13 protein-coding genes are annotated in these 19,877 nt (G+C 46.2%); 11 read left to right on the top strand and 2 right to left on the bottom strand.

The window, feature by feature from the left end:
* Nucleotides 1-215: 215 nt before the first annotated feature.
* The 10 genes from MKA69_RS17400 (at nucleotide 216) to MKA69_RS17355 (ending at nucleotide 15,112) form a co-directional block, all read left to right on the top strand.
* Nucleotides 216-1,937 (top strand): DUF2264 domain-containing protein, encoded by a 1,722-nt coding sequence (locus tag MKA69_RS17400; protein ID WP_095469059.1) that lies wholly within the window; start codon nucleotides 216-218, stop codon nucleotides 1,935-1,937.
* A 49-nt stretch (nucleotides 1,938-1,986) separates the two neighbouring features.
* Nucleotides 1,987-3,906 carry an ABC transporter substrate-binding protein gene (locus tag MKA69_RS17395; protein ID WP_055044802.1) on the top strand — a complete coding sequence of 640 codons (1,920 nt, stop codon included), beginning with the start codon at nucleotides 1,987-1,989 and terminating at the stop codon, nucleotides 3,904-3,906.
* A 374-nt stretch (nucleotides 3,907-4,280) separates the two neighbouring features.
* Nucleotides 4,281-5,288 (top strand): ABC transporter permease, encoded by a 1,008-nt coding sequence (locus MKA69_RS17390; protein ID WP_000093885.1) that lies wholly within the window; start codon nucleotides 4,281-4,283, stop codon nucleotides 5,286-5,288.
* 2 nt (nucleotides 5,289-5,290) lie between these two features.
* Complete coding sequence (locus MKA69_RS17385) at nucleotides 5,291-6,451, top strand: ABC transporter permease (protein WP_055035496.1); 1,161 nt, start codon at nucleotides 5,291-5,293, stop codon at nucleotides 6,449-6,451.
* A complete protein-coding gene (locus MKA69_RS17380; protein WP_305848564.1) occupies nucleotides 6,451-8,160 on the top strand; it encodes an ABC transporter ATP-binding protein in 1,710 nt (569 codons plus the stop codon). Before MKA69_RS17385 ends, MKA69_RS17380 begins: the two co-directional genes overlap by 1 nt.
* A 402-nt stretch (nucleotides 8,161-8,562) precedes the next feature.
* A complete protein-coding gene (gene kdgR, locus MKA69_RS17375; protein ID WP_000151010.1) occupies nucleotides 8,563-9,357 on the top strand; it encodes a DNA-binding transcriptional regulator KdgR in 795 nt (264 codons plus the stop codon).
* Nucleotides 9,358-9,662: 305 nt separating this feature from the next.
* Nucleotides 9,663-11,573 carry a methyl-accepting chemotaxis protein gene (locus MKA69_RS17370; RefSeq protein ID WP_055064672.1) on the top strand — a complete coding sequence of 637 codons (1,911 nt, stop codon included), beginning with the start codon at nucleotides 9,663-9,665 and terminating at the stop codon, nucleotides 11,571-11,573.
* A gap of 15 nt (nucleotides 11,574-11,588) precedes the next feature.
* On the top strand, nucleotides 11,589-13,262 hold the full coding sequence (locus MKA69_RS17365) for an aspartate aminotransferase family protein (protein WP_055044806.1): 1,674 nt from the start codon (nucleotides 11,589-11,591) through the stop codon (nucleotides 13,260-13,262).
* A gap of 165 nt (nucleotides 13,263-13,427) precedes the next feature.
* A complete protein-coding gene (locus MKA69_RS17360; RefSeq protein WP_371131879.1) occupies nucleotides 13,428-14,597 on the top strand; it encodes a serine hydrolase in 1,170 nt (389 codons plus the stop codon).
* A gap of 167 nt (nucleotides 14,598-14,764) precedes the next feature.
* On the top strand, nucleotides 14,765-15,112 hold the full coding sequence (locus tag MKA69_RS17355) for a helix-turn-helix transcriptional regulator (protein ID WP_000422467.1): 348 nt from the start codon (nucleotides 14,765-14,767) through the stop codon (nucleotides 15,110-15,112).
* A gap of 107 nt (nucleotides 15,113-15,219) precedes the next feature.
* Here the strand turns inward: MKA69_RS17355 and MKA69_RS17350 are convergent, their stop codons facing one another.
* Nucleotides 15,220-15,654, bottom strand: coding sequence for an exoribonuclease R (locus tag MKA69_RS17350; protein WP_095476272.1), 435 nt, complete (start codon nucleotides 15,652-15,654; stop codon nucleotides 15,220-15,222).
* Nucleotides 15,655-15,868: 214 nt separating this feature from the next.
* Here MKA69_RS17350 and MKA69_RS17345 point away from each other — a divergent pair, with 214 nt between their 5' ends.
* Nucleotides 15,869-16,588 (top strand): carbonic anhydrase, encoded by a 720-nt coding sequence (locus tag MKA69_RS17345; protein ID WP_305848563.1) that lies wholly within the window; start codon nucleotides 15,869-15,871, stop codon nucleotides 16,586-16,588.
* 282 nt (nucleotides 16,589-16,870) lie between these two features.
* On the opposite strand, the gene gcvP is transcribed toward MKA69_RS17345, so the two are convergent.
* The gene (gene gcvP / locus MKA69_RS17340) at nucleotides 16,871-19,735 is read right to left on the bottom strand and encodes an aminomethyl-transferring glycine dehydrogenase (protein ID WP_305848562.1); all 2,865 of its coding nucleotides are present in this window, start codon (nucleotides 19,733-19,735) and stop codon (nucleotides 16,871-16,873) included.
* Nucleotides 19,736-19,877: the final 142 nt, after the last annotated feature.

Raw genomic sequence — 19,877 nt, 5'->3', positions numbered from 1 at the left:
CTGATACGTTCCATTGTGTGAAATTCATAAATGAAATGGCTTTTTAAATTAAACGAAATTTTCATGATGAAAATGTGATCGGGGTAATTAATCACTGTGATTTATGGGGATGAGTTTTGATCCAAATATCATAAATATAAAAAAGCGTTTCAAAAATATTTGTTTGTGCGATTAAATTAATTCAATAGAGCAGCAAATGTCATTCAGGAGTCAGCATGTGCATGCGGTTGAAAGACCTAATTCAGCAACCTAAACCATTTAATCGCCGCAGCAATGTTAATGATTTAACAAAGAAAATTGCGGATTTACAGCTTGCCGTTGTTGCGGGCTCGGTGAACTGGGATGCACAAGCTTATGGTGCTGCACACTATTCTGAACAGACGGCTCAAATCGAATATTACTGTCGTCTACTTTGGCTGGCGGTGCCGGCGAAGACACTATGCCTAGAGCTAAATCAGCAGTTGGCGCAGAAAATCATGGAGGGAACCAACCCTCAGTCCCCCAATTATTGGCAGAAAGCCAAAGATTATGATCAACGTGTGGTGGAGATGTCGGCCATTGCGATGGCTTTAGTGGAAGCGCCTGAAGTCTATTGGTCTCCCTTTTCTTCGACTGAGCAGCAAAATTTGGCACTCTGGCTGCTATCGGTAAAGCATCTGACTTTACCGCCAAATAATTGGTATTGGTTCCGAGTACTTATCCTCACCGCTTTGCAGAGTGTGGGTGTTCGGATTGACGATTGCGAGTGCGAAAGTGACCTTAATGCGATTGCTCAGATGCAGTTAGAACAAGGTTGGTACAAAGATGGCAGTGACTCGGTGATGGATTATTACAATCCGCTCGCCTTTCAACTTTATGCATTGATGTATTGCCGCTGGAAGCCGCAATGTCCTCGTGTTCCCAATTTACTTAAGCAAGCGGTTCTGTTCGCGGAAACTTATGTTAATTGGTTTGGTACCGATGGTAGCCAATTAGGGTACGGTCGATCACTGAATTACCGTTTTGCGATTTTGGCTTTTTGGGCTGAATTGGCGCGACTATTCCCTGCTCATCGCAATGTACCTTTGTGGCGCACGTTATGGACGCAGGGGATGAACTGGTGGGCAGAACAACCGATTTGGGATTTAAATGGCACACCGATGCCGGGCTTTGCTTACCCTAATCTTTTGATGAGTGAGTTTTATACCAGCTCCGCTTCTCCATTGCTGGCCTTTAAAGCGTTTAACGCATTAGCGTTGGGAAATGACCATCCGTTTTGGCAAAGCGATGTGATTCCTCTTAATCCTCATTCCGAGGCCTATTGGGTCAACAATCATCATCAAGTTTGGCGAAATGGGGGCAGTTACCTCATCAGTAATGCTCCGGGAAGCAGTGAATTGCGCGAGTGTTCGGACAAATACTACAAATTCGCCTACAGCTCTCAACATGGTTTTTGTATCGATAGCTTGCGTTGGGTCAGCCAAGGTTGGATCGGTGACAACCTTCTCGCGATACAACACCCCGATACCCATGGTTGGTATGGGCGGAAGTCGAACCATCGAACGTATCGAGTGGGCGATACCTTAGTTTCAGAGTGGTCACCTTTTACTGGTTGTGATGTGACGACTTACCAAACCTTGAAAGAGGGAAAAGAAATTCGAATTCATCGAATTGAAAGCCAGCGTGAATTGGCTTTCATTCAGACGGGGTACTGTGTGGACGCTTGGCGTGCGTGGTTTACCCACAGTGAACCGGCATCAAAACGCATTGAGTCAGAACAATTATTTAGTGAACTGACATTAATTCGGGGTCCTGGGGAAAACCGTTGTTACCCCTGTGCTCCAAATACCAACATCCTTTACCCACACGCTTGTGTGCCAGCTATCTCTGGGGTTACGCACCGAGGCATTACGGAGTTAGAGGTTCACGTATCAGCAGGAAGTAAAAGCGTTGCATGAAGCAGCGTTAACTTAAACTTGGACAATCAAAAACATCAGGGAGTGACTGATGAAACAACATAATCTTATTCCAATATTCGGCAAAATCGCACTATCGGTTGCGGCAGCGCTGTCTTTTTCAACTTGGGCCGCCACTTATAATGAAGCCCCACAATTAGCGGAGTTAGTCAAAGCAGGTAAATTGCCAGCGGTTGAACAACGTTTGCCAGAAAACCCATTGGTGGTTGAACCGAATGAGTCGGTTGGCCAGTATGGAGGTACGTTAAATCTTGTGGGTACCGTTGTTGATAATGGACATCGTATTCGCACAGTGGCATACGATAATTTATTTAACTTTGATACCACCTATTCAAAAGTTATCCCAAACTTGGCGACCGGTTTTACTTCTAACGCAGAGAACACAGAATATGTGATCACGTTGCGCAAAGGTGTTAAATGGTCCGATGGTTCACCGTTTACCGCGGAAGACATCGCGTTTTATATCAATGATATTGTGGGTGACCCAGAACACTCAGGTAACCGCCCGCTTGCTCTACCAACGCATGATGCTGCGCGTGCAGAAGTTGTCGATACGTACACCGTCAAAATTACGTTGAGTAAACCGAATGGTCTATTTATCCGTAGTCTTGCGACGGTAGACAGCGAAAGTTATACCGCTTTCCCTAAGCAGTACTGCTCACAATTCTTACCTAAGTTCAACGACAAAGCGGTGGTTAATGCGAAAGCGGCTGGTTTTGACTCATGGCGTCAATATGCGGCAACCAAGTGTGAAGCGCACTACTTTATTGAGCATTACACTAACGTTGATCGCCCAGTGTTAACGGCATGGAAAGTGACTACGCCTCCGGGACCAAACGCAAGTTATGCCGTGTTTGAGCGTAACCCTTACTACTGGCAAGTCGATACCGAAGGAAACCAACTGCCTTACCTAGACGCGGTTCGTTGGCGCTATAGTGAGGATCAGGAAGAGATGGTGTTACGCGCCGCCAATGGTGAAGCGGATTACCAGCATCGTAATATAGGCCAAACATCCTACCGCCCACTTCTGATCGAAAATGAGAAAAAAGGGGGCTACACCTACGAGTTCCGTCCCAGTACGCTTAGTACTGAACTGGCGATTGCGCTGAACCAAACCACGAAAGATCCACTCAAGCGTGAGTTGTTCCAAAATAAAGATTTCCGCATTGCGCTATCTCACGCGATTGATCGTGAAGAGATCAGTGAAACCGTCTTTTCTGGTTCGGTTGGGCCTTATCAGGTCGCGCCACTGAAAATTTCGCCTTTCTATGATGAGCAAATGGCGACCCAATACACGGAATTTGACCCTGAAAAAGCGAATAGAATCCTTGATTCACTCGGTTTGAACAAACGTGATAAAGAAGGCTACCGTTTACTCAAAAATGGCCAACGTTTGCGTATTGAAGCGCTCTCCAAAGTAGCGGATAAAGGCGTACTAGCGGACTCGCTTGAGTTGGTGAAAAATCAATGGAAAGCCGTTGGCGTGTATTTAGACATTCGTGTACTTGAAATCAACCATGTGACTAACCTTCGTTTGACGAACGACTTCGACATGATACCAATCATCGGTGATGGCGGTGTCGGTATCATTGACGATGCTCGCCACTATATGCCATTTAGCCCTGAGTCAACCTGGGGATTGGGTTACTACCTGTGGGTCAGTGAGCCAACCAATGAGTTTGCAGTTGAGCCACCAGCACATGTTAAGCGCCAACTTGAGCTGTGGAAAAAACTGACACAAACCTCGTCGCAGGATGAGCAAAATGGCTACATGAAAGAGATTATTCAGATTGCTAAAGATAACTTCTATGTGATTGGTACTGTGGAATCCATGCCTGCCGGTGTTGTGGTGAATAATAAGCTGCACAACGTGCCTGAAAACATGCCTCAGTCATACAATTTCCCAACCCCAGGGCCAATGCGTATGAGCCAACTGTGGAAATCGAAGTAATCCCACTACTTTGATCGTTATACAGCCCCATCTTCGGATGGGGTTTTTTATTGCCCTTGATAAGCGGTTACTGCGGCCGTTGATTGTTCTTACTCGGCTTACAGTGATCACTTTGGTTTCTTGTATGCAAATTCACACGTCATTTGCACGATGAATTGTCTGAGTGTGATCACGCTTCTTAAATACGATGATGATCAACTCATCAAAAATATGAAAAAGCGTTTTAAAAATTAAATTCAATGCGTTCTAATAAAAATGAACTTGAATGAGGCTAACTCTTTGATCGACTGACTGCCCGTAACACAGGCCAAAACTTGAGATTAAAGATGAGCCATTTTGCCAGTGATTTACCGTATCGTAATTAAGGAACAGTAATGAGCAGTTTTTTTCTGTTTGCAGGTAAGCGTTTGGTGTCGATACTTGTCACGCTTTTCGCTGTCTCGATTGTTGTATTCGCCGTTATAGATCTTCCCCCCGGAGATTTTGCTTCATCAAAGATTGCTGAATTGCAATCGATGGGGCAAACCGTGGATCCGCAAATGATTTATACCATGCGCGAAATGTATGGTTTGGATAAGCCGTTGCTCGAACGCTACGCTTACTGGATGTTGGGTTTAATGACAGGTGATCTAGGTATTTCCCTGACCACCAACCAACCGGTTTGGAATACGATTGAGCCTCGTATTTGGCCCACCGTGTCACTGGCGGCCGCAGTGTTCCTCTTCCAATTTTTAATTGCTATTCCAATCGGTATGTACTCCGCATTGCGCCAATACTCGTGGGGGGATTACGTTGCCACCATCTTTGGTTTTATTGGCATGGCAACGCCGAACTTTGTTATCGCGATTGTTGCTCTGCTGATTGGCTATTACAGCTTCGATACGGTGGTTTCTGGTCTTTATTCTGAAGCGTATCTTGATCAGCCCATGTCCTGGGCCAAATTCTTTGATGCCGCTTCACGCAGTTGGATTTATATCTTGATTGTTGGGACTGCGGGATTGGCTGGCATTATTCGCATCATGCGCGCTAACTTGCTCGATGAATTGAAAAAACCGTATGTCAAAACTGCGCGAGCGAAAGGGCAAACCGAAGCGAAGCTGATCCTAAAATACCCAGTACGTATCGCAATTCTGCCGATTGTTTCAACCATAGGTTGGATGCTTCCTGCCTTACTGGGTGCTGACATCATCGTCAGTCAAGTCATGAATATTCCTACTTTGGGCCCTCTGATGTTGGCCTCTCTGCGCGCCCAAGACATGTATGTAGCGGGTGATGTCTTGCTCATCATGTCCATCTTGACCATCATTGGTACTTTAATTTCCGATTTACTTCTGTACTGGGTTGACCCTCGGGTACGAGTTGGCATCGCTAAGGAGTTTTAATTATGACAACCTCTACGATTCAAAGGGTCGGCCGCCTGTTTAGCCGTAAAAAGAAAACGCTGGATCTCTCAACGGCAACTCAGTGGCAGTTAATTGGCCTAAAAATGCGCCAACATAAGCTAGCTTGGTATAGCTTGTGGTTTCTGGTCATCGTGTACTTTATCGCTCTGTTCGCTGAGTTTTTTGCTCCATTTGAGCCAAGCGATAACTGGCGTCGTTTTACTTATGCTCCACCACAAGCGGTTAGCCTGTTTGAGCAAACGAATGCGGGCTGGCGTTGGGCTCCCCATTTGGATCTCTATACCAGCAAAACCGATCCAAGAACCTTAAAACGTCATTACGAGCTGAATTCGGATAAAAAAGCCTATTTTTCTTTCTTCGGAAAAACAGAAAGCTATGAGTTACTGGGATTCATTCCATTCAGCTACAAATTTATTGTTCCTAAAGATCCTAAACAGCCGTTCTTCATCTTAGGTTCTGACCGAATGGGACGTGATTTGTTATCTCGCCTCATTTATGGGGCGCGAATCTCGCTCTCGGTTGGTCTTATGGGGGTATTCACTACGTTTGTGTTGGGTATCTTGATCGGGGGTATTTCGGGCTATTTTGGTGGCACGATTGATAACTTTATTCAGCGCAGCATCGAATTTATGAAATCCATTCCGACATTACCGTTGTGGATGGCGTTGTCAGCCTCCTTACCGGCACAGTGGAGCTCATTAACCAAATATTTCCTCATCACCATTATTCTTGGCCTCGTGTCATGGCCTGATATGGCTCGTGTGGTGCGCAGCCGATTTATGTCACTGCGTAACGAAGAGTATGTCGCCGCCGCATGGCTGGACGGTAATAGCCCCTTTGAGATCATCCGCCGTTACATGGTACCCAACTTCCTCAGCCACATTATTGCGGTGGTGACTTTGGCGATCCCAGCGATGATTTTGGGTGAAACTGCGCTCAGCTTCTTGGGCTTAGGCTTGCAAGCTCCGATGGTCAGTTGGGGTGTGCTACTGCAAGAGGCACAGAATATTCGAGCACTGGCAGATGCCTCTTGGCTACTTATTCCAGCAGTAGCGGTTGTCGTCGTGATATTGGCAATGAACTTTGTGGGAGATGGTCTGCGTGATGCCTGCGACCCATACCATGATCAGGGAGCAAAATAATGAGTAATAAAATTCTACAAGTCATCGATCTGAATGTGAGCTTCCCAACCAGCACCGAGCATTTTCATGCGGTAAAAGGGGTATCGTTTGATCTGTATCGTGGTGAAACGCTCTCGGTGATCGGTGAATCAGGCTCTGGCAAGTCCGTGACTTCTTCGGCGATCATGCAATTGTTGGATAGACCTGGTCGAATTGATTCAGGCAAGATTCTCTATACCACAGAGACCAACGAAACCCTCGACATCGCGCAAATCGATCCTCGCAGTGCTGAAATGCGTTTATTGCGCCGCTTTAATTTCTCACTTGTATCGCAAGAGCCGATGGCGGCATTAAGCCCAGTTCATACGGTTGGCGATCAAATTAAAGAAGTATTGTACTTAGTTGAGCCAAGCATAAGCAAAGAAAATGCGCACCAAAAAGCGATTGAACTGCTTTATCAAGTGCAGATGCCAGAACCTGAGAGTCTCATTAATAAGTATTCGTTTGAGTTATCTGGCGGGCAGCGCCAACGGGTTGTGATTGCTATGGCGATCGCTTCTCGCCCTGATATCTTGATTGCGGATGAACCGACGACGGCGTTGGATGTAACCACCCAAGCGGAAATCCTGCACTTATTCGACAAGCTCCAGCAAGAGATTGGTATGGCGATTTTGTTCATTACCCATGATCTTGGCGTGGTGGCACAGATTTCTGATCGTGTCGCAGTAATGGAGAAAGGGGTGCTGGTTGAATGTGGTGACGTTCGACAAATCTTTGAAAACCCGCAACATCCTTATACCCAAAAATTGATGAAAGCCACTCGCGCGTTGGAAAAACCATCCAAGGTTAAAGTGCCTTACGCAATGCGAGAAGAGAAGAGTAATCAGCCCATTCTCGACTTACAGGGTGTCACTAAAACTTTTGAAAAGCCTGCCAAAATGTTCCAGAAAAAGAGCTGGATGACGGCTGTTGATAATGCAGATCTCACGCTCTACCCAGGAGAATCTCTGGGTATTGTGGGGGAGTCAGGTTCTGGAAAAAGTACACTTGGTCGCGCCATCTTAGGGATGTCTCCGGCGAGCTCCGGCACCATTCTCTACGTTGATGAAAAAACGGAAACTACCATTGAGCTTGCTAGTTATAAACGACAGGTGCGTGATCCTCTGTTTGCTGACATGCGTTTGATTTTTCAGGACCCGTGGTCGTCACTGAATCCAAGAATGACCGTATTCGATATCATTGAAGAGCCACTGACCAAACTACGCACCGAAATGAATAAAACTCAGCGTGAAGAGCGAGTACGTAACATCATGAAATGGGTTGGTTTACCACCTGAATTCTCAAGCCGTTATCCTCACGCCTTTTCTGGCGGTCAACGGCAACGGATCGTGATTGCTCGTGCATTGGTGACGATTCCGAAAGTGGTAATAGCGGATGAAGCTACGGCTGCGTTGGATGTTTCATTACGTTCACAAGTGCTGGATTTGCTGATTGAGTTTCAAAATATCTATGGCACCGCGTTTATTTTGATAACCCACGATATCGCGACCGTAAAGTATTTTTGCGATCGAGTGCTTGTCTTACAACATGGCAAAATTGTTGAGCAAGGCAGCGTGGATGAAGTGATATTTAACCCACAGCAAGCGTATACCAAACAATTGATCTCTGCGGTTCCTATTGCCGAGTTGCCACCTGAGGCCGTTTATCACTACGCCATGGGAAGTTGTTAAACCTCTTCGCTTGCGGCCTATATTGTTCAAAAACGCGAATATAGGCCGCAAACAGATTTTTGAAAATGTTCACGATAGTGCATTAAGTAAGGTAATTGAGGGGATTTTTGATTATGAGATGCATAACTTAACTTATGTTTTGGCTCTCTATCAATTTGTTATTGAAGCAGTTTGCGCGCAAAAGCTCGTAAAATTCACAATTTGTGTTAATTCGGGCGAGAAAAAAACAAAAAAATCGAATTCAGGTCTGTTTTTTTGTAGAACATTATTTTAGATTGGCATCTGACATTGAAACCAGTTGAATTGTTTGGACTAAATAAAGTTGGTGATTTGGACCGTTTTTGGTAGGTCATAGCAAATTTGAGCATGTCAAAAGCCGGAATTAAGTAATAGGTATAAAAAATGACAATTGATAAACAACCTGAATCTGTTTCATCGGTAATGAAAACCTTTGGTATTCTTCAAGCACTAGCAACTCAGAAAGATATTGGTATCAGTGATCTAGCACAACGTCTGATGATGTCTAAAAGTACGGTTTACCGTTTTTTACAGACGATGAAAACGATGGGCTATGTTTCTCAAGAAGGTGAAACGGAAAACTACTCACTGACATTGAAACTGTTTGAATTAGGGGCTGCGGCCTTAGAATATGTTGACTTGGTTGAACTGGCGGATGTGGAAATGCGCCGAATTTCAGATTTAACCATGGAAGCACTGCATTTGGGGGCTCTTGATGGGGATGGAATCATTTATATCCATAAAATTGATTCTAAATACAACCTGCGTATGCAATCTCGCATCGGACGCCGCAATCCGCTTTACTCGACTGCAATTGGTAAAGTGTTGCTTGCCGAGCGTAATGAAGAGGAAGTGCGCCAAATTTTGGCTGATGTAGAGTTTACTCAATCCACCGAAAATACACATAGCGATGTAGATTCATTGTTGAAAGAGTTGCCTGTTGTTAAAGAGCAAGGTTTTGCTCAAGATAATGAAGAGCAGGAAGTTGGGCTTCGTTGCCTAGCTGTACCCGTTTATGATCGTTTTAACCGTGTGGTTGCTGGCATGAGTGTTTCACTGCCAACCATTCGTTTTACTGAAGAAAAGCAGGTTGAATATGTGCAAGAGCTGCACCAGGCTGCGGCACGTATTTCTGCGAAACTAGGGTGTGCTGAATACCCTTATTTAAGTCAAAAATAAGCACTAAACGCTTTATTGATGGTGACAAGAGCAGCTTCTGGCTGCTCTTGTACTTTTCCTTTCTATGACGCTTTCTCGCATAAAATTCACGAATGAAAATTATGTTGATATTCATGGTTTTAATTCATCTTTGTTCTCCTGAGCGTTTGAACTTTCTGTGATAGATCTTGCATATCTTCAATCTATGCACCAAGTTTTAATGGTTGGCTAGGTGGCCCTCGTGTCATTTCTTTCAAATACTCTAAGACACGATCCCACCTGAAGAGGAACCGCAATTGAATGCATGAAAAACGGCAGGGGGAGTCATGACTCTAGGATTCAAAGCAAGAATTTATACCAGCGTGGTCCTTTTGGTGACCATATCACTGGTTGTTCTAGGCACTATCAATATGTTGTCTCTCAAACGAGAGATGATTGATTCATTAACCACCGAAACGCAAAACAAGCTCAACTATCATGTTTCTGAACTCGAATTCTGGGTAAAAAGCCGCTACGAAGCGGTGTCTCGTGGTGCGAAATTGTTTAATTCGCAGCTTTCCGATGCAGATAACCTCAACCAAGTCCGTTTATTAGCTGAAGCAGCCCAAATCACCAATGTGATTGTGGCCTATGAAGATGGCCGTTCTTACATGTCGTTAGATAAAGAAGGGGGCATAACCAGCGATCGATTTAAATTTACCGATCGAGATTGGTATCAGCAGGCGAAAAGTCGTCGTAGCTCCTTTTTAACGGAAATTTACCCAGATCAGGTGACGGGTAAGAAAGTCATCAGTGCTGTCACTCCTATTGTGAATCAAGGCCAATTTGTTGGGGCTTTGCTGGGTGATATCCAACTGGATGATATCATCACCCAAGTGAGTAACATGCGTTTTGCTGGTGGTGCCGCGACGCTGACTGACAAAAATGCAGTGTTTTTTGCCAGTGACGATCCAACGGATATTGGCCGTACTCCTTCCCAAGTCAGCCCCTCATTCCGTGAAATGGAAGACGGGTTCCATCGTCAACAAAGTGGTCATCTCTCCTTTCCTTATTTGGGGATTGAGTTTGATGGTTATTACAAACGCGTCAATCTGACCGATGACATGTATTGGACTCTGATGGTGTTTGTCGATAAAGGCACGGCGCTAGCGGATGTGGATGTTGCGGTGACAAATGCTGTGACCACTGGGATTGTTTTGATTGCGATCAGTATTGGGGTGATCATTCTCATCATCAACCAAATCTACAAACCTTTACTGCGCTTGAAAGCGGCGGTGTTAGATTTAGCGCAGGGCAGTGGTGATTTAACCCGTCGTCTTGAGGTGAATGGTAATGATGACTTGGCGCAGATCAGTGCGGGTTTCAACCGATTCTCGTCTAACTTACAAGATATGATGTTGCAGATATCCGATGCCACACAGGTGATTTCAAGCAGCATCGAACAGCTAAGCCATACCGCGAAAGAGAATGAGCAGATGTTGATTACTCACTCTTCGGAAACGGATCAAGTCGTTACTGCGATTACGCAGATGAGTGAAAGTGCGCGCACTGTGGCAGAAAGTGTCACCCAGTCGAATCAAATTACGGATGCAGCGAGTAAAGAAGCACAACAATCACTGGTGATTGTGAATAACGCAGTTTCAACCGTGACTTCTTTGGTCAATGATGTGGAGAAAATGTCAGAAAGCATCACGAGCATGAACCGTGATGCGAACAAAATCAGTGAAGTGCTGAGTGTGATTGGCGCAATCTCAGAACAAACTAACTTGCTTGCTTTGAACGCTGCCATTGAAGCAGCGCGAGCAGGTGAACAAGGACGCGGGTTTGCGGTGGTGGCAGATGAGGTTCGTGCCTTAGCGGCGAGAACACAAAACAGTACTACGGAGATCTCCGATATGCTCACAAAGCTACTAGAAGGCACCGACAGCGTTGTAGTGGCAATGGATCGAACAAAACAACAATGCCAAACCACGGCGGATAAAACCTCAGAAGTGTCTGGTAGTTTGAACATGATGAGTTCGTCAGTCAGTGATATTGATGATTTGAGTACGCAAATTGCTGCTGCAACTGAGGAACAAAGTACGGTGGCGGCGGAACTGAGTCGTAACATGCTGTCGATTCGGGAGATTGTCGAGTCTTTGGTGGTCAGCGGACGCCAAACGGTGGGGGCGACCGAATCGCTTTCTCAATCTAACCATGACCTAGAGCAACTGGTAAGCAAATTCAAACTGCGTTAATTAGGGTGTTTTATCATGAGTCATGCGTTATCAGATCGCTGGTTGGCTTTGCAAGCCAACCAGCTTCATCCTCGTTTTGAACAGCATTATTGTGCAGTCAAAGCGAAGTTTTTCTCACGTGATCCTGAGCTATGGCCGTTATATCGTTCATTAGAGATCCAGCCCCTGTTGCATTCACGTCGAGAAACGCCAGCGGTTAACCATCACTTATTAAAATTGCTCACTACGCGGGATGAAGTGCCACGTTTTTCACGCTATCAAGGGAAACCCTTTGATGACGTTGCCCTGTATGCAGCGCAGCATTCGAAGAACTGGGATGATCCAAGATCGGTTGAGAATGTGATTTCAACGCCCTGCGATCCTGCTATTCACGGTGGATTACTGGCAATGATTGCTAACCCCAACTTAGTGTATGGCGAATATGCGGGGATGGCGGCTGAGCTAGAAAAACTAGTGGTGCGGCAAATTGCCTCGTTGGTGGGGTATTCAACGGAGCAAGCCACGGGTATTTTTACGCAAGGCGGCACCTTTTGTAATTTGTACGGCTATCTTTTGGGGCTACGCAAAGTCATACCAGAGACCATCTCGAAAGGGATCGCGACACGCGCGTTCAAGATGCTTAATTCTGAGGCGGGGCATTACTCCAATATGACCAACTTGGCTTTGTTAGGAGTGGATGTTCAGTCGCAAGTGATCCGGGTTCGTGTGACGGACAATAATGAAATGGATCTGAACGATCTCCATCGGCAACTGAGTCAGTGCTTTGAGCAACAACAATTGGTTCCAACAATTATGCTCACATTTGGTACCACCGATACTTTCGCGTTAGATGATGTCAAAGCCGTGTATGACTTGCGTGAATCTCTTTGTCATCAGTATGCCGTGTCACGCCGCCCCCATATCCATGTCGATGCCGCAGTGGGGTGGCCCCTGCTTTTTTTCGCCAGTTATGATGTGCAACGTAACCCTTTAGCAATTAATCCCGCAACATTGGCAGCGTTAACCGAATGGTTACCTAAAATTCGTGCGTTGCAATGGGCTGACTCCTTTACCGTCGATTTCCAAAAATGGGGTTATGTCCCTTATACCTCCAGCTTGGTGATGGTAAAAAATAGCCATGACATGCAGTCGTTGAAATCAGACCCGAGTTATTTTTCGTATTTTGAAAGCACAAGGCAGCAAGAAACGCATTTGCAGGCAACGATTGAATGCTCACGTAGTGCGGTGGGGGTTTTTGCTGCGTACTCCGCATTACAGATGATGGGTATTGAAGGCTATCAAGTGATTTTGGCGCACGGTTTACAAAACGCGAGTTATTTACGCGCACAACTTGCAACGCTTCCTCACTGTAAATTGATTGCCGAGCAAAACCATGGCCCAAGTGTTGCTTTTCGCCTTTACCCACCGAATGTTAAATCAGCGCGCGAAGCGTTTGTTTTAGAGATGGATCTCAGTCAGCATCCCGATTATGTTGAAAAATTAGTTACACACACCTTGTATCATCGGCATCATTTTTTAGAACGTAAGGGAAAATCACTCAACAGCAACTGGGTAGAGTCATTAACCCGCACGCATTATGATCGTGATGGTCGGTGTTTGCATTTACCGGGTGAAAAAGTGGTGCTGATGAATCCGCATACCACGCGCACTCACCTCGATGCCTTTATGAACGACATTAGCCATCGGTGAATCAACCGAGTACGGGATTGACTGCGTGTAAATATCGCCAATTGCGGCGGATATGTAACACAATGTAAGTACCTGAAGAACAACTGTAAGAGTTGGTAAAGAGAAGCTGTGCTAGTGTCGCAGTTAGTTATACTGCGGGCTTGGTATTTATTGGGGGGACACATTATGACCAGCACCAAGTTTCTCGTTAGATTTTCCATGGCTTGTATGGCGTTTGTGCCAACGTTAGGTTTTTCGGCCCTGACGGTGATTCCTGAGCCACCACAGTTGGCTGCAAATGGATATGTTTTAATTGATTTTCACACTGGAAAAATTCTGGTCGAATACAATGCCCATCAAAAACTCAATCCGGCCAGTTTAACCAAATTAATGACTTCGTATGTCGCCGGACAAGAGATGAAGCGTGGCAATATTCACGCGGATGACCAAGTGCGGATCAGCAATAATGCCTGGGCAAAAAAATTCCCAGACTCATCAAAGATGTTCATTGAAGTAGGCACTTACGTCAATTTGATGGATCTTTACCGTGGATTAATCGTGCAGTCGGGTAATGATGCGAGCGTGGCGATTGCTGAACATGTCGCGGGCTCTGAAGGGGCATTTGTGAGTTTAATGAACTCATGGGCGCAGCAACTGGGGATGAACAATAGCTCATTTGCGAATCCACATGGGCTGGATAACCCGAATTTGTATAGCACACCCTACGATATAGCCCTGCTCGGACAAGCGATTATTCGTGATTTACCGGAAATCTATGCTCTCTATAGTGAACCATCATTCACCTATAACGGTATCACGCAATATAACCGTAATGGCCTATTGCGTGATGGCAGTATGAATGTGGATGGTATGAAAACCGGTTATACCAGTGGTGCGGGTTACAGTTTGGCCAGTTCAGCAACCAGCGGGGAAATGCGCTTAATTTCCGTCGTTATGGGAGCTAAAAGCGTTAAAATTCGTGAGGCAGAAAGCAAGCAACTACTCAGCTATGGCTTTCGATTCTTTGAGACAGTGAGCCCTCATCAAAAGGATAGCGTGGTTCAAAGTCAGCGAATTTGGTACGGAAACAAAAATGAGGTGGCGTTAGGTAGCAAAGAAACGGTGTACCTGACTCTGCCTCGAAATGATGTGAAAAAGCTCAATGCGGTGATTGAGCTAGACAAAACATTAGAAGCACCGATTAACAAAGGCGATCTGGTTGGCTCCATTCTCTACTACATTGACGATGAGAAAGTTGGGGAGGCCCAGTTGGTGGCGCAAGAATCTGTTGAGCAAGGAGGCTTCTTTAAACGTTTATCTGATTGGTTCAAGTTGCTTTTTGCAGGTTGGTTTTAGGCCGATGAGTTTAGTCTATCGATAATTATCTCACTACAAACTGGGAGTTTGATCTCAGTTTGTAGTCTGACGATCAACATACATCGCAAACTCACATCAGTTTGACACGCGCCACAGAAAATTCTGGCATTCTGCTTGCCATTCACAACCACGATGAGGAGGCTGAAATGGAACTGAACCAAGAAGACCGTAATGCACTGTACGATGTTTGGATGACAAAAAAAGCCAAAATGCATATGACCCAGATGGAGATGACCAAACGTCTTGGTGTAAGTCAGGTTGAGTTTTCAGATCTGCTGAGAGGCGATGCGCCGCTCTCCATGTCTTTTGTGAGCCGTTTTTGTCAGCATTTGCATGTTGAGCCACACAACGTGCTACCAACCTTAAAACGCAAAGCGCGGGCTGGTGAAAAATTAGTGCATCTACAAAACCGAGTGACAGTGGATGGGGATATCAAACGGGTCTATGTCGAGGGTAACCAAGTCATTATCGAATATACTCACCTCGCTAAATAGTCGCCTTTGTTTCTCGATGCTCCTCAATTAAGATTTTATATCCCAGAACGTGAAATTGCAGCCAATCAAGCGCTGCAATTTCACGTAGTATGTTCACTGCAATTCGTTTATCGCTCAGCGTAACGGTACAGCAGTTCTGTCAATTGCGTTGACCACGCTAGCGCGTTTTCAGGTTGTGTGGCAATCAGCTTTTCAACTTCGGCACAATGGGTTTCTAGATCAACAGTTTGTTCTAGATGGAAAGCGATCGCATAGAAATGCCACATCAGTAAGCGAGTCATGCGCTGAGTATTTTGCATGGCTTGATCTGTCCCTTCAAATAGAGCAGGAAGATCACCAAGGGCAATCGCATGCATTTTTACCATCGCATCAATATGAGCCATATGGGCTTTTTCTTCGCCTTCAAATTCTTCGTCATCAAAGTGATACAACTCACGCAAAATGTCTTCACTGATCAAACGATGTAAAATGCGTAAGCTGAATTCAGTCAGCTCTTCTTTGTCCATCGCACGAATGCATTGATAGGTGTAGTCTCGCTCCATGGAGTTACTCTTTTCTTAGTCAACAGAATGAAACATTGTAAAGCCTTTTTGAATGAGTGCCAGTCAATCTTATTTGAGTAAGTTGTCGATTACATTCTGCCGTGATGAGTTTCTAGAATCTTATATTCCGAACATATTCATTTTGTCTGCCAATACTATTCTGCATCATGTCAAACCTAAACCATGCTTCAATCAACCAGTTAAGTGAGGGACTATGAAAAAGACAACGTGGGTATTAGCGATGGCAGCCAGTATGAGCTTCGGCGTACAGGCTTCCGAATGGGGATATGAAGGAGAGCATGCTCCGGAGCATTGGGGCAAAGTTGCCCCTCTTTGCACAGAGGGTAAAAATCAAAGTCCGATTGATGTCGCGCAAAGCGTAGAAGCGGATCTACAGCCTTTCATGCTCAATTATCAAGGGCAAGTGGTTGGGCTGCTCAATAACGGGCACACTTTACAAGCGATAGTCAGTGGTAATAACCCACTGCAGATCGATGGCAAAACGTTTCAGCTTAAGCAGTTTCACTTTCATACCCCTTCTGAAAATTTGCTAAAAGGAAAACAATTCCCACTGGAAGCGCATTTTGTTCATGCCGACGAGCAAGGCAATCTGGCGGTTGTTGCGGTGATGTACCAAGTGGGTTCGGAAAATCCGCTGCTTAAGGCTCTCACGGCGGATATGCCGACCAAAGGGAATTCGACTCAGCTCACGCAAGGGATTCCTTTGGCTGATTGGATCCCAGAATCGAAGCACTACTATCGTTTCAATGGCTCATTGACTACGCCGCCTTGCAGTGAAGGTGTACGTTGGATTGTGTTAAAAGAGCCAGCACATTTGTCGAATCAACAAGAGCAGCAGCTTAGTGCCGTGATGGGACATAATAATCGACCCGTACAACCGCATAATGCTCGTCTTGTCTTACAAGCCGATTAAATACAAGGCTTAGCAGGCATAAAAAATGGCGTCCAAGAGGACGCCAAAATCTTCGCAGAAATTAAATTCACAGAAGTTAAATTGGGACGAGAAAAGTCTCACAACAGCGATAGTAAGCCGAGGAGTTACTATCTCTTTACTGCCGGATTTAAGATTAAATGCACTATTTGACGAGATGATGTCTGTTTTACTGCGATTTGATGACGTTCCGAAAATGATGCCATTAAAAAGGCGAGCACTCTGGCTCGCCTTTGTTAAACTAATGGTCACACGGATGACCGATTAGTCTTGATAGCTGTCAATGCTTGGGCATGAACAAACTAGGTTACGGTCGCCGTACACGTTATCGACACGGTTCACCGTTGGCCAGTATTTGCTGGCTTTGGTGTGCGCCGATGGGAAGCAAGCGATTTCACGTGAGTATGGACGATCCCAATTCTCTTCGCGCAGATCTGCTTGGGTATGTGGAGCATGTACCAGAGGGTTGCTTTCCAATGGCCATTCGCCATTTTTCACTTTGTCGATCTCGCCGCGAATCGCAATCAATGCATCACAGAAGCGATCCAGTTCCGCCAAATCTTCCGATTCAGTGGGTTCAACCATTAAGGTGCCTGCGACTGGGAATGACATAGTTGGCGCGTGGAAGCCGTAGTCCATCAAGCGCTTCGCAATATCTTCTTCGCTAATCCCGGTTTCTTCTTTCAGAGGACGGATATCGATGATGCACTCGTGTGCCACTCGACCATTCGCACCACGGTAAAGAATTGGGTAGTGCGGACGCAGACGCTCCATCACATAGTTGGCATTCAAAATCGCCAGCTTGGTGGCTTCAGCCAAACCTTCTGCACCCATCATCGCAATGTAGGCCCAAGAGATCGGCAGAATGGATGCGCTGCCAAGATCGGCTGCGGAAACTGCGAAATCAGAGCCCTCTACGCCGCCTTCAATGTGTCCCGGTAGGAAAGGCGCTAGGTGCGATTTCACACCGATAGGTCCCATGCCTGGGCCGCCGCCGCCGTGTGGAATACAGAACGTTTTGTGCAAGTTCAGGTGTGATACGTCTGAGCCAATAAAGCCCGGTGACGTTAAGCCCACTTGCGCGTTCATGTTCGCACCATCAAGGTAAACTTGACCACCTGCCGCATGCACCATTTCACACACTTCACGCACTTGTTGTTCATACACGCCATGCGTTGAAGGGTAGGTGATCATGATGCTGGAAAGATGGTCTTTGTGCTTTTCAATCTTGTCTGCAAGGTCAACCATATCAATGTTGCCGTTTTCATCGCATTTCACCACCACGACTTTCATCGACACCATTGCCGCTGTGGCAGGGTTGGTGCCGTGTGCTGAGCTTGGAATGAGACAAACATTGCGGTGGCCTTCGCCACGGCTTTGGTGATAACGCTGAATTGCAATCAAACCAGCATATTCACCGGAAGCCCCTGAGTTGGGTTGCAATGAGAAAGCATCGTAACCGGTAATCTCACACAGTTTTTGCTTCAGGTCTTCAGCCAATGCCGCATAGCCCGCAGCTTGTGCTTTTGGTACAAACGGATGCAGTGCGCCAAACTCAGGCCAAGTGACAGGGATCATCTCCGCCGTGGCGTTGAGCTTCATGGTGCAACTGCCCAGTGGGATCATGCCGTGAGTCAGAGAAAAATCTTTGTTTTCCAGATGCTTCATATAACGCAGCATCTGAGTTTCACTGTGGTGCGTGTTAAACACAGGGTGAGTCAAAAACGCGCTTTGGCGACGGCAGCTTTCTGGAATCGCTGCGAGCTCATTGGCAGCAATGCAGTTTGAAAGCGCATGAACCTCTTCTTTAATGCCAAAGATGGTAAATAGCGCTTCAACGTCTGCCACTGTTGTGGTTTCATCAAAGCTCACGCCAAGCTGATTAGGCAGTTTACGCAGGTTGATGTTCGCTTGTTGCGCAGCTTGGTACAGAGCATCGGTTTTTGCACCTGTATTGATCGCCAGCGTATCAAAGAAATGCTGATGCGCCAGTTCGTAACCCGCTTTGGTTAAGCCAGCAGCAAGAATCGCGGTGAGGTGGTGAGCGCGGCGCGCAATAGTGCGCAGACCTTGTGGACCATGGTACACCGCATAAAACGCAGCCATGTTGGCCAGCAGCGCTTGCGCGGTACAGATGTTGGAGGTCGCTTTTTCACGGCGAATGTGTTGCTCACGGGTTTGCATTGCCATACGTAAGGCTTGATTGCCTTTCGCATCAATCGAGACACCGATCACACGTCCCGGCATGGTGCGTTTGTGCGCATCACGTGTTGCCATGAAAGCCGCGTGTGGACCGCCGTAACCCATAGGTACACCAAAGCGCTGTGCCGAACCAATCACTACATCTGCGCCCATTTCACCCGCAGGTTTGAGCAGCACACTGGCGAGCAAATCGGTCGCCACGGTGACTAAGGTTTTGTTGGCTTGTGCTTTGGTGATGATGTCAGTTAGATCGCGCACTTCACCGGTAGTGCCTGGGTATTGCAGCAGTGCACCAAAGGCTTCTTGCTGGGTGATGTTGTCAATCGAATCCACTTTCACATCAAAGCCAAGGAATGCGGCGCGGGTTTTCACCACTTCAATGGTTTGTGGATGTACGTCATCGGCAACAAAGAACAGGTTGCTTTTGCTCTTGCCTGCGCGTTGGCACAGTGCCATCGCTTCCGCCGCTGCTGTGGCTTCATCCAGCAGTGACGCGTTCGCAATCTCCATCGCGGTTAAATCCATCACCATCTGCTGATAGTTAAGCAGCGATTCAAGACGGCCTTGCGAGATTTCTGGCTGATAAGGAGTGTAAGCGGTGTACCAGCCCGGGTTTTCCATCACGTTACGTAAAATGACGTTAGGAGTGAAGGTGTTGTAGTAACCCTGACCGATGAAAGTACGTTTAATCTGATTAAGCTTAGCGAACGATTGGATGGTCGCTAGCATGTCAGCTTCGCTTTGAGCTGGCGCGAGCTGCATTGGCGCTTCTAAACGGATTTGTGCAGGCACGGTTTGGGCGATCAGCGCATCCAAACTTTCCGCATTCACCGTTTCAAGCATGGTAGCTTGTTCTTGTTTATCTGGCCCGTTGTGGCGTGCAACGAACTCATTTTGTGTGCTTAGGCTGTGAAGTAATTCTGTCATTGTCCTTTACCTTCTTTCCATGTGAGCATGCGAACAACCTTGGTGGAATCACCACTCACTTGGCGATCAAACATCACTCATTTGCGGTGAGTGACTTTGAAAAAAAGCCGCCTTAAGGGCAGCTTTTTCATGCATGTGGCGC

The organism is Vibrio sp. AH4 (assembly GCF_030710545.1).
In the GTDB taxonomy this organism is placed as follows: domain Bacteria; phylum Pseudomonadota; class Gammaproteobacteria; order Enterobacterales; family Vibrionaceae; genus Vibrio; species Vibrio metoecus.
Note: the sequence above shows the minus strand (reverse complement) of the source record. Positions and strands in the feature narration are given on the sequence as shown.

Coding starts and splice junctions, on each gene's coding strand:
- MKA69_RS17400 (WP_095469059.1), top strand. CDS start 216: ATGTGCATGCGGTTGAAAGACCTAATTCAGCAACCTAAACCATTTAAT.
- MKA69_RS17395 (WP_055044802.1), top strand. CDS start 1,987: ATGAAACAACATAATCTTATTCCAATATTCGGCAAAATCGCACTATCG.
- MKA69_RS17390 (WP_000093885.1), top strand. CDS start 4,281: ATGAGCAGTTTTTTTCTGTTTGCAGGTAAGCGTTTGGTGTCGATACTT.
- MKA69_RS17385 (WP_055035496.1), top strand. CDS start 5,291: ATGACAACCTCTACGATTCAAAGGGTCGGCCGCCTGTTTAGCCGTAAA.
- MKA69_RS17380 (WP_305848564.1), top strand. CDS start 6,451: ATGAGTAATAAAATTCTACAAGTCATCGATCTGAATGTGAGCTTCCCA.
- kdgR (WP_000151010.1), top strand. CDS start 8,563: ATGACAATTGATAAACAACCTGAATCTGTTTCATCGGTAATGAAAACC.
- MKA69_RS17370 (WP_055064672.1), top strand. CDS start 9,663: ATGACTCTAGGATTCAAAGCAAGAATTTATACCAGCGTGGTCCTTTTG.
- MKA69_RS17365 (WP_055044806.1), top strand. CDS start 11,589: ATGAGTCATGCGTTATCAGATCGCTGGTTGGCTTTGCAAGCCAACCAG.
- MKA69_RS17360 (WP_371131879.1), top strand. CDS start 13,428: ATGACCAGCACCAAGTTTCTCGTTAGATTTTCCATGGCTTGTATGGCG.
- MKA69_RS17355 (WP_000422467.1), top strand. CDS start 14,765: ATGGAACTGAACCAAGAAGACCGTAATGCACTGTACGATGTTTGGATG.
- MKA69_RS17350 (WP_095476272.1), bottom strand. CDS start 15,654: ATGGAGCGAGACTACACCTATCAATGCATTCGTGCGATGGACAAAGAA.
- MKA69_RS17345 (WP_305848563.1), top strand. CDS start 15,869: ATGAAAAAGACAACGTGGGTATTAGCGATGGCAGCCAGTATGAGCTTC.
- gcvP (WP_305848562.1), bottom strand. CDS start 19,735: ATGACAGAATTACTTCACAGCCTAAGCACACAAAATGAGTTCGTTGCA.